Origin of the sequence: Streptomyces sp. NPDC091682, assembly GCF_044756625.1 — a bacterium.
GTDB lineage: Bacteria > Actinomycetota > Actinomycetes > Streptomycetales > Streptomycetaceae > Streptomyces.
In genome coordinates this window covers 21,021-35,056 of the sequence record NZ_JBIVTH010000016.1, presented here as the reverse complement: position 1 = coordinate 35,056, position 14,036 = coordinate 21,021, and the positions used below count along the sequence as shown (strand labels likewise).

The 14,036-nt window shown below is 67.9% G+C and carries 12 protein-coding genes and 1 pseudogene; 4 read left to right on the top strand and 9 right to left on the bottom strand.

The features are described from left to right. Positions 1-69 precede the first annotated feature (69 nt). Positions 70-714, bottom strand: coding sequence for a hypothetical protein (locus tag ACIQK6_RS30990; RefSeq protein WP_329106792.1), 645 nt, complete (start codon positions 712-714; stop codon positions 70-72). Positions 715-965: 251 nt separating this feature from the next. Next, positions 966-1,307, bottom strand: coding sequence for a hypothetical protein (locus tag ACIQK6_RS30985; protein WP_329106790.1), 342 nt, complete (start codon positions 1,305-1,307; stop codon positions 966-968). 497 nt (positions 1,308-1,804) lie between these two features. Here ACIQK6_RS30985 and ACIQK6_RS30980 point away from each other — a divergent pair, with 497 nt between their 5' ends. Beyond that, positions 1,805-2,182 (top strand): hypothetical protein, encoded by a 378-nt coding sequence (locus tag ACIQK6_RS30980; protein WP_329106788.1) that lies wholly within the window; start codon positions 1,805-1,807, stop codon positions 2,180-2,182. A gap of 652 nt (positions 2,183-2,834) precedes the next feature. Here ACIQK6_RS30980 and ACIQK6_RS30975 read toward each other — a convergent pair. Together ACIQK6_RS30975 and fdxA are read right to left on the bottom strand one after the other, a co-directional pair. Further along, complete coding sequence (locus ACIQK6_RS30975) at positions 2,835-4,043, bottom strand: SMI1/KNR4 family protein (RefSeq protein WP_329106785.1); 1,209 nt, start codon at positions 4,041-4,043, stop codon at positions 2,835-2,837. A gap of 477 nt (positions 4,044-4,520) precedes the next feature. After that, positions 4,521-4,844, bottom strand: a complete 324-nt coding sequence (gene fdxA / locus ACIQK6_RS30970; protein WP_329106783.1) for a ferredoxin — start codon at positions 4,842-4,844, stop codon at positions 4,521-4,523. A gap of 95 nt (positions 4,845-4,939) precedes the next feature. Here fdxA and soxR point away from each other — a divergent pair, with 95 nt between their 5' ends. Continuing rightward, positions 4,940-5,404: a redox-sensitive transcriptional activator SoxR gene (soxR, locus tag ACIQK6_RS30965; RefSeq protein ID WP_329106781.1), complete on the top strand. Its 465-nt coding sequence runs from the start codon at positions 4,940-4,942 to the stop codon at positions 5,402-5,404. 110 nt (positions 5,405-5,514) lie between these two features. Here soxR and ACIQK6_RS30960 read toward each other — a convergent pair. Then, positions 5,515-5,748 (bottom strand): annotated as a pseudogene (locus tag ACIQK6_RS30960) (transcriptional regulator); the annotation flags it as partial. A 358-nt stretch (positions 5,749-6,106) separates the two neighbouring features. Then, positions 6,107-6,589 (bottom strand): hypothetical protein, encoded by a 483-nt coding sequence (locus tag ACIQK6_RS30955; RefSeq protein WP_329106780.1) that lies wholly within the window; start codon positions 6,587-6,589, stop codon positions 6,107-6,109. Positions 6,590-6,696: 107 nt separating this feature from the next. Here ACIQK6_RS30955 and ACIQK6_RS30950 point away from each other — a divergent pair, with 107 nt between their 5' ends. Continuing rightward, on the top strand, positions 6,697-7,398 hold the full coding sequence (locus tag ACIQK6_RS30950; RefSeq protein ID WP_329106778.1) for a response regulator transcription factor: 702 nt from the start codon (positions 6,697-6,699) through the stop codon (positions 7,396-7,398). A gap of 442 nt (positions 7,399-7,840) precedes the next feature. Further along, entirely contained in the window at positions 7,841-9,055 is a 1,215-nt protein-coding gene (locus tag ACIQK6_RS30945) for an alpha/beta hydrolase (RefSeq protein WP_402695965.1), read from the top strand. Positions 9,056-9,607: 552 nt separating this feature from the next. On the opposite strand, the gene ACIQK6_RS30940 is transcribed toward ACIQK6_RS30945, so the two are convergent. The 3 genes from ACIQK6_RS30940 to ACIQK6_RS30930 form a co-directional block, all read right to left on the bottom strand. Continuing rightward, on the bottom strand, positions 9,608-10,792 hold the full coding sequence (locus ACIQK6_RS30940) for a hypothetical protein (RefSeq protein WP_329106774.1): 1,185 nt from the start codon (positions 10,790-10,792) through the stop codon (positions 9,608-9,610). Between the two features lie 46 nt (positions 10,793-10,838). After that, complete coding sequence (locus ACIQK6_RS30935; protein ID WP_402695964.1) at positions 10,839-12,380, bottom strand: hypothetical protein; 1,542 nt, start codon at positions 12,378-12,380, stop codon at positions 10,839-10,841. A gap of 153 nt (positions 12,381-12,533) precedes the next feature. Further along, positions 12,534-13,550: a hypothetical protein gene (locus ACIQK6_RS30930; protein ID WP_329106771.1), complete on the bottom strand. Its 1,017-nt coding sequence runs from the start codon at positions 13,548-13,550 to the stop codon at positions 12,534-12,536. Between the last annotated feature and the right edge of the window lie 486 nt (positions 13,551-14,036).

Here is a 14,036-nt window from a genome sequence, read left to right as displayed (position 1 = left end):
AGGGCCTCCCGCACCCGGGAGAGCTCCCCTCCCGGGCAGGCAGTGCTCATACGGTCCCCGCTCCGAGGATCAACGGGAGGCGGCGCGGCGGCGCCGGAACAGGACGTAGGTCCCCGCACCTGCGGCGGCCAGAGCGGCGGCGGCACCGACGAGCCAGGCCGCCCTCCCCGCGGACTGCCCGCCCGCCAGCGCGGCTTGCTGGTCCCGACACGCCCGGCGGGCCACCTCGTCGATCGGCGCTACCCGGTAGCGGGCCCAGACCTCGTCCCTGCCCACCCAGCGGACCTCGAACAGGCCGGGCTGGGCGTCACAGCGAACGACCGCCTTCGCCGTCAGGACGGCCTTGGCACCGCTCATGACGGCCTCCCCGGTGAAGCCCGGCGAGGTGAGAGTGTCGCCGTACCCCAGGTCCGCGTCCGAGCCCGTGGGCGTCATTTTCTCGCCCGGCCAGAAAGTCCGTACGTCCCAGGGCGACTGCGGCCAGGAGTCACCCGCAGGCCAGCGCTCCTCCTGCTGCTCCGGGGGAAGGGCCGCCACTTCCGCGGGGCACGCCGTGCGTTCGCTCTCGTCGATGTCCGCGACCTTGACGGTCACCCAGACATCGCCCTTGGCGCCTTTGGTGGGCCCGCCGGGCCCCGACCGCTCGACCGGGTAGACACCTGGTCGGGCGTCACATGCCACGGTGGCCACGGCGCTGATGACCGGATCGTTCATCCTCAGCGTCCCGTGCTCAATGAAGATCTCAGAACTTACCCAGTTTCCGTTCATCCCCGGCAGGTACGAGCCCACCGCAAACGTGAGCCTCTCACCGGGGCGGGCCGATAACTGCGCCCCCACGGGTGGTGAAGGGGCCGGCGGACCCGCGGTCTGCGCTGCCAAGGCAACTCCCGCAGGCGATGTCAGCATCAATGCCAATGCGGCAGCCCCACTGGCCCTCATCCTCATTGCACGCATTTGCCCTCTTCTCATCTTCGTTGACGATCTTCGGTGCCCTGCATGACCTGCCCTTCGCCGAACTGGAGCGCCGTCACCGCTCTTCGTTCCGAATCCTCAACTCGCCCAGGAAGCGAGTCTTTGAGATCCAGATGGTTCACCGCGTTGACGCTCAGCGTGATCGCAACCGTAGTGAGTTCCAGCCCGAAGCTCGCCGCGACCGTCCCCCCGAGACCACGACCCACCCGCCCCACGGTCGACTCCGACCCAAAACCGGGCACCACCACGATTCCGTAGGCGACCGGCACCTCCAGCCCGCGCGCCGGCACGCCGGCCGCGAGGACCACTGCAACGCGGCCGACCTCCTCAGACAAGCTGCGGGTTGAGGAGGAGTACTGGACGGTCGAACACTTGGCCGTCGCCGTGCCCGTCAACGACGCACGGGCGCGCTGAGGCAGATGCACGGCATCGGGGGCGCCCAGTAACCAGCAGCCGGGCCGCAGTGCGGTCCTCGCCGACCAGAACCTGGAAGGAGCCCCCGGACCTCGACTTCAACGCCAAACCAACCCCGATCGCCTACCGGCGCACCCACGGCATCACCTGCTTCCACGTCTGCTACTCCGTCGGCGACGACCAGATGTGCGGACCAAACGGCGCCGCAAAGGCATCGACCACACCTGGGCCGCCCGCCGCGGCCCGACCACCCAGCCCGGCGAACCTTCCCGGTCACAGCAGTAGATGATCGATTCCAAGGGATCGGTTGCGCTATGAGGCGGGGGAACCCAACGTCAGAGTGTGAAGACAGAGTTGGACCCGCTCACGACCGCACATTGCGTGAAGACGGACGACCTGCTGAAGGCGTCGCCGCGTCATGCACCCTGGCGTCCGGTCGTCGGGAATGCTCCGCGAGCTGACCGATGCTGAGCTAGTCACGCTCACGATGATGCAGGCCATGCTCGGCGTCACCTCCGAGGCCGGGTGGCTCCGCCATGCCCACGCTCACCTGCGGCATCTCTTCCCCTGCCTGCCGAAGCTTCCCGGCTACAACAAGCGGCCATGCAAGGCCGCCAAGCTGCTTCGCCGGGTCACCCGGACTCTGGCCACCGACACCTCAGTGTGGAGCAACGACGTGTGGATCCTGGACTCCACACCCGTGGACTGCGCGAGCCACAGCCGCTTCTTCTGGGGCTTTCGGCTGCACCTGGTGTGCACCCTCCAGGGCCTGCCGGTCGCCTTCACCCTCGCCTAATCGCGGCCGAACCGGGGCTCGTCGCCGGCCAGCCCGAGCAGACGCTGATCGGGACTTCGGTCGCGACTTCGAGCATCCGTTGGCCGAGCAGGGCATCCGGCTGCTGCAGCCGGCTCGGCGCACCACTGTTCAAGCCCTTGCGGCAGGTCATCGAGTCAGTCAACGAGACCTTCAAGGGCCAACTCGACCTCGAGCAGCACCGAGGGTGCACACCCGGCGGTGTCGTCGCCCGCGTCATGCAACGCACCCTCGCGGTCACGGCACCGCGATCTGACACAAGGGCCACACCGACCAGCCCGTGCTGCGCTCATTGACCGCCTCCGACCCGCGTGGGGGAGGCCACCGTCATCCTCCGAGGCCATGGCCTCCGCGAATCCGGCCGCGCTTCTCCGGCACGCAGTCGGTTGGACCGATGGCTGCCCGGCCGGGTGAAACTATGTGCGGGTAGGGCAGGGTAGTTGTCACCACAACAGCGCGCTACGTGGCACCACCGGGCCCCTGCAGCATTACTCTCGGCCGTTGGCCATCTCATCCACCCCTGAGTAGGACGGCACGGGGCATCGCCTGGGCCGGCGCATCGTCAACGGCGGCGCGAGCGCGACACCCCGGCGCACCCGCCGGACGGACAACCGCACGAGTGCCAGCTGAGGCCTCACCAGTAGGCGCGGTCGTCAAAGGGCCGGAAGTCCGCGACCTCGGCAGGGTCGTCGTCCTCGTCCGGGGTGGCGAACCCGGGCGCGACCAGGGTGCCGCGCTGCCAGTCGAGGAGGGTGTCGATCAGGCCGCCCTCGAGTGGCGGTCCCTGGTCTGCGTGGCGGGGCCAGAGGATCAGCGGCCATGTATCGGGATCCTCGCCCTCGGTGAGCCAGCCGAGGTAGTCGCCGTCGATGGAGTTGGCGAAGGCGAGGAAGCCGCCGGGCTCGGGCCAGACGGCCAGCGGGTACCAGCCCGGGTGGTCGTCCTTGAGCTCCCGGTAGGCGTCCGCTGTGTCCTCGACGTGTGTGAGGAAACGCCGCTCGCCGGTCCGGAGCGGGGTGTGGAAACGTAGCCACCCGTTCCAGATGCCGGCGCCGTACCCGTCCATCAGCCGCACGTACTCCCCGGGCAGCCGTGTGCCCAGTTCGACGAACAACCCTTCCCAGGAGCCGTTGCCGAGGTTGCCGAGGTACGGGCGCTCGGGTGGCGGCGACAGCAGCCGCAATGCGTCCAGCCCGGTGCCGGTCTCCAGCGCGATTCGGCGCTCGGCCTCGGTGAGCCGAGGTGGGGTAGGAGCGGGTGGGGTCCACGGCGCGGCGTCGGGGAGGAAGCCGGTTCGCGCGACGGCGCCCGGCAGCGGGCCCAGCAGCGGGCCGGGAGGAGAAGGGAGCTCCCAGGTGTCGCGGACGGTGTGCCGCAGATAATCGGTGAACGTCAGGTCGTACCGGTGCCAGCGGAGCAGGCCACTGCCCGGCACCGCCCCCGAGTGCCGTACCACCACGGTCCACTTGTCGGGGTCGACGGAGGCCGAGGTGTCCCAGAACAGTACGTCGCTGCCCCGTGTGCAGCCCCAGGCCAACAGGCCTCCGGGCTCGGGGTGGAACACGGGCCGCTCGACCTCGGGCAGCCCCCGCGCCTCGATCCGCGCCTGCCGGTGCGTCGCACGCAGCCAGTCACCGTAGTCGAAGCGGTCCCGCTGGACGCACGGCACGTGGATCCACACGTACTCACCGAAGTCCAGCGGCCCGTACCGGTCGGCGAGCCGCTTGTAGTCAGCCGGTAGCCGCAGTCCGAGCCAGTCCTCGACGGCCGTCCAGTCGATGGGTACAGAGGAGGGCGGGCGCTCGGCGGATGGGCTGGCAAACGTGCCTATGTCCGATGTCAATTGACGTCCCTCCAGCGTGCCACGTGTTCGGCAGATTCTTCCGTCTCCGCGGACCAGGAGGAAATCGGGCGGCGGCGGGTATGCCTTACGGATCAGACTGGTGCGCCCGCAGGGTGGCGATCTGGAAGCGGATCGGAGTCGACCGAAGCGGCCCGAGTGTCCTGTCGAAGCGCCTCTGTCAGGTACCGACTCGTTGACCTGCTGAGATGCCAGTCAGGAGACACCGGTTGAAGATCGCTTCCCAGGCGGCAATTGTTCTCTTCCCGAGGCGAGCGGACCTACAGGAGGGCCGGGTCTTCGAACCTGACCGTGCTCGTGGCACGATCAGTGAGGGTGTCGGTCAGTAGCTGTAGCCGCCACCACGGATCCGGCGTTCCCGTGCTGTGGTGGACGTCTTGCAGACTCCGCCGTCGGTGTGCTCGGCTGGGCATCGGATGGTGGCGGCTACGGTCATGTGCTGCTCCACGGCCTGTTGGCTCAATTGGCTCCCTGAGGCGGCAGCGCCGTGACGAGCGGATGATCCCTCTCGATCGGGCCGAGCCTCGCGCTGCTACCGGGGGAACCGAGGTCGGAGAAGAACTCGGCGTTCACAGCGTTGAAGTGCTGCCATTCCTGCGGGGTGTCGTCCTCGAAGAGGATCGCTTCGACTGGGCACGCTGGTTCGCAGGCGCCGCAGTCGACGCACTCGTCCGGGTGAATATAGAGCATGCGCTCTCCCTCGTAGATGCAGTCGACAGGGCACTCCTCGATGCATGCCTTGTCCTTCACGTCGACACAGGGCAACGCGATCACAAACGTCATTGGACTGCCATCCTCTCCAGATCATTTCTGCTTGCCGTTCCGACGCAGCCGACCGTAGGGCCTCAAGTAGGCTTGAGGGCAAGAGGAGGCTCTGGATGACGAGCGATCTTTCCGTCGGTGTCCGGGCCACCCCGGACGACTGGCTGAGCATCGGCGAGGTGAGCGCGCGGACCGGATCAGCGGTCTCCGCTCTGCGGTTCTACGAAGAGCTCGGTCTGATCGCCTCCGAACGCGACGAGCGCAATCAGCGCCGCTACCCGCGGCACATGCTGCGTCGTATCGCGTTGATCTCGGTGGCGAAACGAATCGGCATCCCGTTGCAAGACCTCCGGGAGGCGTTCGCCGATGTGCCGCTCGACCGTCCGCCGAGCCACCAGGAGTGGCAGCGGGCCTCGCGTGAGTGGAAGCGTCGACTGGAGGAGCGCCGACAGACCATCGAGCGGCTTGAGGCCGAGCTCACCGGGTGCATCGGCTGCGGATGTCTCTCGATGAAGGCCTGCGCTCTGCTGAACCCCGGCGACGCGCTCGCCGACGAAGGCGTCGGGCCCCGACGGCTGTGAGGGACGATCGCGCGCAGGTCGCGGTGGGCAGCGCCTTGGGCAACGGCGGTGAAGAGGCGCTCGGAGTAGGCGGCGGGGAGGTGGACGGTCAGGCGGCGCACCCGGCCGTCCTCCATCGCGGCCAGGCATCCGCCGTCGGTCACGTCCTTGGTGACACGCCCAAGGTCGGCCAGGGTGTCCATGAACGCCGTCTTGAGGCGGTCGTGCCAGGGGCCGAGGTGGGCGCCGGTCTCGCTGCGCAGGGAGGCCTCGATGGGGTGGACGTCGTGGCCGAGTTCCTGGGCGTAGGCCAGGGTGTGGACTTGGTACCAGGCCGGTCCGGTCAGCCGGGTGCCGTCCGACGTCGTGGCGGTCAACTGAACCAGCCTTTTCCAACAGCCAATGCTCGGAAGGAGGACGGCTGTTCGATGCTCTCGACGGGGCCAGCGACTCGGGCGGCGGTACGGCGTTGTCGTGGGTGTAGTCCCAGTCCTCAAGCGTGATGGCGCCGCATGCTGGTTGCCACCCTCCCCCTCTCCCCTTCCTCGACTCGCCCCAGCAGCGCCTCCCGTTCCGCCTGGGGCCAGAAGCGCTTTGGAGGTTCGGGCCTCCTCGGCTGAAGACCGGCGCGCCAGGTGGGTGGCTTTCTACGTGTAGTTGAGCGTGAGGAAGCAGGTGGGCTGGTGGGCTGGTGGGCTGGTGGGCTGGTGGGCTGGTGGGCTCCTAAGCGCTACGGAACAGTGGCTTACCGTCCCGCAGCCGACGGCAGACCCGCCGGTAGCTCGGGCGGCCCAGCTTCGGCAGCAGGCCCTTCCTGGCCCGCTTCGCGCCACCGTCGTACACCTGCGGTACGAAAATGTCGCGGGCGGCCCGGAGTTGCTCCTTGGGCGGATGGTAGGACTCCACCTCCACGCCCAGCTCCCCCGTCTTGTAAGAGGCGGACTTGTCGTACAACACCAGCGCTCGGGCGTGTACCTCGCCCTTCACCTCGAACGTGAAGTCGTTGTAGTAGCCGTAGACGATGCCCTCCGCCCGCAGGTCGCCGTCCACGTATACCGAGCCCCAGGAGACCAGGTCGCGGACCACCAGGTCGCCGAGCACCACGAGCATGCCGATGTCGTGGACGTAGTCGTCCAGGAAGCCGTGCACGATCAGGTCGCCGTCGACGACCAGCGCGATGTCGAGGGCGAGGTCCTTCGGGATCACCAGGTCGCCCGCGTGGTATTGCCACGCGATGCCGGCCCCCCGCCCGTGCCCAAGTCCGAGTCCGAGTCCGAAGCCGCTACTACCGCCGCCGACACGGAGGCCTACGCATGACCATCCGCGTGCTCATCGCCGATGACCAGGCCATGGTCCGGGAGGCCTTCGCCATCCTGCTCGGCGCCCAGCCCGACATCGAGGTCGTTGCCACCGTCGAGAACGGTAGGCAGGCCGTAGCCCGGGCCGAGGAGCTGGCGCCCGATGTGATGGTGATGGACATCCGGATGCCCGGCCTGGACGGCATCGAGGCCACCCGCCAGGTCGTGTCCGCCCCCGGGCCATCGACGAAGATCCTCATCCTGACCACCTTCAACCTCGACGAGTACGTGTACGAGGCGCTGCGCGCCGGGGCTTCCGGTTTCCTCCTCAAGGACGCCTCCGGCATCCAGCTTGCCGAAGCCGTAAGGGTGGTGGCCCGGGGCGAGGCCTTGCTCGCACCCGACATCACGATGCGGCTCATCGCAGAGTTCTCTCGCGTGAGTCCGAGCGCCAAGCAGCCGACCGATGTGCGCATCGATGCGCTCACCGACCGCGAGAGCGAAGTTCTCGCGCAGGTGGCGCAGGGCATGTCCAATGCGGAGATCGCCCAGGTGTTGGTCGTCGCTGAAGAGACCGTCAAGACCCATATGGGTCGCATTCTGCACAAACTGCAGCTGCGCGACCGGACCCAGGCCGCCGTCTTCGCCTACGAAACCGGCCTGGTCGTTCCCGGCAACGCTACCCACTGGACGCCCTCGCTCCGAACCGCCACCTAGCCGGGCCGCTTTCTTAGGATCGCCGGGCCGGCGACTGCCGCTGTGGCCGCGGCGTCCAACGGGGCGCTCGGCCTCCATCCTCACCACCGTCTTCGAGGTTCCTGGGGAACGCCCTGGCGGCGTTGCCGTGCCGTGCCAGCCTCGGTTGCCGCATCGGGTGGCCGTTCGCCTCTCTGGTGGGGCCATGGAGGAGTGGGTCGGAGGGGCCGCCGTGGCATTCCGTCCCGTCGGCTCCTCGATGGTCCTGCTGATACACCGTCGGCGGCAGGTGGTCGTTGCTCCGGTCGAGGCGTCGGCGTTGCAGGTCGGCGTAGCCCTGGAGGGCTACGCAGCAGGTTGGCTCCTCCGGGGGACGCAGATCACCGACCTTGAAGGCGAACCTTGTAGAGCCCCAGTTGGAGGCACCGTCCTCCCGCGCCCCACGCCTTCAAGGAACGCCACCATGTCAGAAGTCTCATACCCGGTACCTGGTTCGCAGGCCTCGTCCCCCGGCAGGATCAAGAGGTCCCTACGCGTCGTTCTCGCTTCGGTCGCCTCGGTCTTGGCCTTCTTCACATCTGCCATCATGCTGGGTGCGTACTTTCCGGCCATCCCCAAGGCCGGCGTCATCGGCCCGGTCGTCGGCGGACAGTACCCCCTCCACATAGCACTCATCGGCATCGTTGGTACCGCTCTGGGAACCCTGGCTTGGCGTAGCGGCTTGGTGCGCTGGGGGCGCGTCCTCACCGCGGTGACCGCACTGTCAACCACCGCTGCCCTGGGCATCGGGAGCGTCCAGTTCACTGCCACGCGCGACGCCGGTACGAAGGTCTCCTTCAGACAGGTCTTCAGCCAGCTCGCCTCCCCCGTCGGTGCCGCACCGGACGCGACCCACGTCTACGCCACCCATGACGGTGAGGCGCTCGAAGCGGACGTGTACCTGGCCAAGGAGAGCCGGGACAGCAAGGTGCCGGCCATCGTGCTCGCCCATGCCGGAGGCTTCCACACCTTCGACAAGAGCGACCTGCGGGGTATTGGCCGTTGGTTGGCGGACCACGGCGTGGCGGTCATTGCCGTCGACTACCGCCTGGCCACCCCCGAGCGCCCCACGTGGAACAAGGCCCCGCAGGACCTGATGACCGCCCTGGGTTGGACGCGGGAGCACGCCGACGAGTACGGCATCGACTCGTCCCGTATATCGCTGGGCGGCATGTCAGCTGGCGGCACGCTCGCCATGAACACGGCCTACCGGCTCAAGAACGGCACCATACGGGCCACCGACGGCGCCACTCCGAAGCCCCCGTTCTCCGTCGTCGGCTTCTACCCGGGCACCGATGTCGACGGCATGTGGAAGGAGGACGTCGCCGGCACCCGTGAGGCCGCGGAACTCTTCACCGGCGGCACGCCTGCCCGCTACCCCGAGCGCTACCGCGAGGTCTCCCCGATCACCGACGTCCAAGAGGGCCTGCAGCGCACCCTGCTCGTCGTGGGAGACCGCGATCGCAGCGCCCGCCCCGACACCATCAAGGACTTCGGCGCCTCGCTCCGGGCCAAGGAGGTGGACACGACGGTGAAGGAACTCCCATTCGCCGAGCACGCCTTCGACGACGCCTACGGCAGCCTCACTTCCCAGACCAGCCGCCAGATCCTCCTCGACTTCCTCAACAAGAACACGTGACACTGCCTTTGCGGCCGCAGCCTCGTTGGTCGCACCCTCGGTGTGACCCTGGTCAGGCCGCGCTGCTCCGCTCGCCAGGGCCGCAGGCCCGCTCGTCTGGCTGAGGTCCCGCAAAGGGCGCAGGCGGCCTGCTAGTCGCCGCAGTGCCGGGCGCGTGGGCGAGGTCGCCCGGCGCTCGGGCGTGCGCACGCACAGGGAGGACCGGCATGTTCGGACGTGTGCCCGGCCGGGTGGTTGAGGTCCGGTCGGGCACTGGGCCTGTGGGCGTGCAGTTCGCCAGGGTGGTTGGGCCGCGCTCCGTTTGTTGGGGTGTCGATTCCGGTGGTGTGTGGTTCGACGAGTACCGGCGCTGGACTGGGCCGTCTCTTCCGGATCTTGTCGGCCGAGCCCGCGGCGTCCGGTGCCATGGGGTCTCCCCAGGCCCGCCAGGGCCGAGGGGAAGGCCGGCAAGGCGGAGGGGCGCCCGTGTACTGGACGTACTCGGGCGCCCCGACAACGCGGCCGGGTGCGGTGCCGGGCGCCGCGGGCCCGACAAGATCCGGAAGAGACGGCCTAGCCGTGGTGGGTGGAGATCCGGGCCGGCTTGAGGTGCTTGGTGGTGCTCGGGCGGGTGCCGGAGGCCGGTGCTTGGATCTCGTACACGTCCGGAAGGCCTTCGATCGCCTTGCTGGATCCACGGGAGGGGCCGGTGGGCTGGGGGTCCGCGGCGTCTCGGGTGGGCCGCAGCGTCTCGCACTGCCCGGCCCCGGTGAAGGTCTGCGCGATGAGCGAGCTGGCAGTGACGGTGGAGGGACTGTCGACGGTGATGTTCTCCACGGTGGCGCTGCCGGTGTCGTCGTTGACGTTCAGGGTGCCGGTGGTGCGGACCATGGCGTTCTGCGCGGAGAAGGTGAGGATGTCCTTGGGCTTGAGGGTGGTCTTGTAGTTCATCCTTTCCGAGGTGCCGGTGGCGATCTCGGTGCCCGCCTGGAGCCGGAAGGCGGCTTCGAATGCTGCCCTGACCCCGACTTCGAGCTGGTCCCTGGCCTGGACCGTACCGGTGGCCTCGGTGGTGTTGGTGAGCTGGTTCTCGGCGTCCTTGGTGACGGAGTTCTCCGTCTTGTTGGTCACGGTGCTCGTGGCCTCGGTCGCAGTCTCGGTGGACGTGGTGGACTCGTTGTTGGGGCCCGTGTCTTTCGGGGCGGTGTGGAACGTGTTGGAGCTGGTGTTGGTGTTGGTGCCCTTCACCTCTCCGGCCACCTCCTTGCTGTTGGTGGAGGTGTTGCTGATCTTCTCCGTGGTCTGCTGGGTGACGGTCTGCTTCAGCTCGCCGGTGACCGTGACCTCGGCCTGGTTGTCGACGTGGCCCTCGATGGTGGCGGTGCCGGAGATCTCGCCCTCGATGTTGTCCGTGATCGAGGATGTGAGGATGACCTCGCGTTCGACTTCCATGTCCTCGTTGGTGCAGTTGATGATGGCACTGCCGACGTTGGTGACGGCGGTCAGGAACTCGGTCGGGCCTGCGGTCACCCGGAAGCCGCAGTTACTGCCCTTGCAGGCCTTGAGGACGTCCTTGACCGCGACCTTCTGGCCGTTGCGGAAGGCCTGGGCGGCCGGGTTGCCGCCGGGTGGTGCGGTGGCGAAGGCCGGCAAAGCGGCCATCGCCGTGAGCGCGAGCGAGACGACTCCCACGTTGGCGGTCAGTATCGGGCGGCAACGCCGGGCAGAGCGAAGGGAGCTGTTCTTGAGATTGCGCATGGGACTCTCCAGTTGAACGATCAACGTTGCAGGGACGGGGATCCGGTTACGGCTTGACCGCGATGAGGGGGGTGAGCTCGGTTTCACGGCCGGACGGTGAGGCCGGGGTGCGCACCAGCTGGTCTCCTGCGTCACTGCCTCGCATGAGCGAGCGGGTGCCGCCGTTGTCGGGGGTGACCTTCAGCGGACGTTCGGTCAGGCAGTGCTTCTTCTCGTCCTGCGTCAGCGGGCCCGAGCGCTCGTAGAGCCGGTCGGGAACCTTTCCGGAGGGGAAGTCGAGGCTGGCCTCGATGCTGATCGCGGTGTTGGCGGCGGTGCTGCGGAAGAGCCCCTCGACGCGTTCCCGTGAGGCCTGCACCTCGATCCAGCTGGCCTCGCCGGGCTGGACCGCGGGGTCCACCGCCTTGGTGGTGGTGCGGGCTCCCAGGAACGGGTTGGTCGTGTTGACCAGGTTCGGGTTGCCCTCGTTGCGCTGGAAGCCCGCCGCGGCCTGCTGGAACATGTTCGGGTTGCCGCCCAGGTTCGCTGCAGTCGTCTGCATGTTGGCGTCGTCCACGCCGGTGTTCGCGGCGTTCTGGTCGACGGAGTGCGCGTTCTTGACCCGGTTCAGTTCCTGGCTGATGCTGTCGAAGCCCTCTTCGGTCCAGGTCACGTTCCGCCGGTCGGTAATCTGGTTGCGGGTGCAGTTCAGGTACGCCTCGCCCAGGATCCGGTTCGCGAGGTAGTACTGGTAGGTGTAGCGGGGGTCGGCGGTGAACCTGCAGGCGGTGGGGGACGACTTGCAGGTGTTGCTGGCGGTTGCCATGGAGACCTCGTCGACGCCGTTGAAGGCGCTGAACGGCATCTTGTTCTGCTCGATGTCATGGTTGATCGCCACCGCCTGCTCCTCGGCCGAGACGTCCGTGACCATGGGGCCGCAACTGACGTCGGCGGGGGCGTTCTCCTCGAGTGACTCGAAGACGATCATGGGGTTGTCCTCGGCCGCGGTGAACTCGAACACCTTCGGCGTGTCCGACCAGGCGCCGCTGCCGGGCGTGGTGGTGCCGGTCTTCGGATAGCCGAGGGTGGTGTAGTCCTGCGTGACGTGTACGGTGCGTGCGATTTCCTGGGTGTTGCCCACCTTGGCGGGCTCGCCGTTCGCCTCGTAGGCCGTCTCCTTGTAGGCCGTCACCCGGTACTTCTGGCCGGAGGCGACCTCTCCGGGCGTGCAGGAGGCGAGGGTGGAGGCGGAGTCGGAGAACCGCAGGCGCACCTTGGAGCCCGCGTTCACGTTCCACAGGCGCTGGCGCAGCTTGCCGGTGCCGTTGTTGTTCAGCGACACGGCCTGCAGGTTCTGCGGATGCCTGGCCAGGGTCGGGGAGAACATCTGGAGGCGGTTCGGGTTGGGTGTCGACTGGTACCAGCCTGTGGGCGTGTTCGTGTTCGACTGGGCGGGAGGCACAGCCGGAAGGGCGAACTGGGCGTTCTCGATCGCCATAGGCGTCCACGCGGTGTCGGCGCGGGCCGGGGTCGCGGCCACCGACAGGGAGAGTACGAGGACTCCACCGAGGACGTACGAGGCGGGAGTCCGCGTGACACGGATCAGCACAGTCTTCTCCTGTTTCGGTGCTGGGGGCCGCCGCACACGGCGGCGGAAGACAGAAGGGCGCGCGCCGATAGACGAGTCCGGCGTCACGAGGCGGGGCCGGTGGCGCGGACCGGGGCATTCGCCCGCGGACCGCGCGATCAGCAGCCGGGCCACCTAGGAGGAGGGAAGCTGGGTGAGAGTGCCGCTCGGGGTGGGCCGGATCTGCTCGCCGTCCTGGTTGGACAGACCGCCCTTGCAGTTCCAGGTGCCGGGGACGTACTCGTACTGGTCCTGCGTGTACGGGCTGGTGTGCTGGGTGTAGATCCCGCACATCGCGTTCGCGGCGTTCGCCGGGCTGGAGTACCGGTCCTTGTTCACGATGCCGTCGACGAGACCAGCGGTGTAGGCGGTGTCCTGCTTGGTCGCCGCACCGTCGGTGGCGTACTTGGCGATGCAGGAGGCGTTGCCCGGCGGACAGTCGTCGATCGCCTGCTGGTTCTCCGTCTGTTCGATGCAGCCGGTCGGCATCGAGCCGTCCGAGAAGGGCACACAGGTGTTGGAATTGCCGACGGGCGGCCTGTCCCCCGAGGGAATCGGGGGCCGGCTCGGATCCGGCGTGTTCGTCGTCGGGGTCTCCGGGTTCGGAGTACCCGTGGCGGCGGTGTTCTGGTCGATCCGCACGTCGGCGATCACAGCACCGTAGACGCCGGTGTCGAGCGACGTGAACGTCAGCACGGGGTTGTCCGTGCTCGCGGTGAACGTGTAGGAGTTCGCGAACCGCCAGGGCGTGCCCACCGTGGTCCGCGGGAGCGTGACCAGCTCCTTCGTGGCCCCGCCGGGGGCGCTGATGTTGTAGCGCCGCGTGGCGGGGGCCCCTGCGTCGTACTGGTTCGGCGAGTCGTCCCACCGCACGGTGACGGAGCTGCCGGCCTTGATGTTCTGCAGCGTCTGCCGCAGGAAGCCCGTCGTTCCGGGATTCAGGTCGAACGCCTGAAGGCTCCTGGGATGCTTGGCGAGACCGGATCCGTACAGGTCGCCACTGCCCTCCCAGAAGTCGGGAGCCCTGGTCAGGAAGCCGCCGGTGGCGACCGAGGGCTGAGCCATGATTCCGTTCACAGCGGTCGGCAGATCGTCCGCCAGTGCAGGAGTTCCCGCCGCATACATGCCGAGGAAGGCGGTCGATCCGACCACGGCGGCAAACCTGCCACCAAGAATCCTGAGAGACACGTCAATCCTTCGATTCGAACGTCCGTGTGGGGAGATCCCCTCACGAGGACGATGCTTTGCCTCCACCGAGAGCCGGGCAAGCCGAAACGACGACTACTAGACCGTCTTGATCACAAAGATTTTCGGAAACACGATCGCTTTTGAAGCACTCGTGCGAAGTGCTCGGGAGCTGATGGGGCAAAGGTGTCACGGACCTTTTCGCATCCGCCTTCTGACGCCTTTTTCGGTCGTGGCAGCCGGCGTAGCGGAAGGCGACGGACGCACCCGTTCTCGCACCTTCCCCAGCGGACCGAACCGGCCTCGGCGTGGTCCACGGCGATGAAAGCGCCGGTCGTCGATGCTTTCCGAGCCTGGCCACGGTCACCTCAAGGCGGTCGCTTCACGGCAGAACCTGAAGCGTCGGCGCAGGAGCCCTGCACGGAGCCGAACGCGTGAACGGGCGAGACGGCC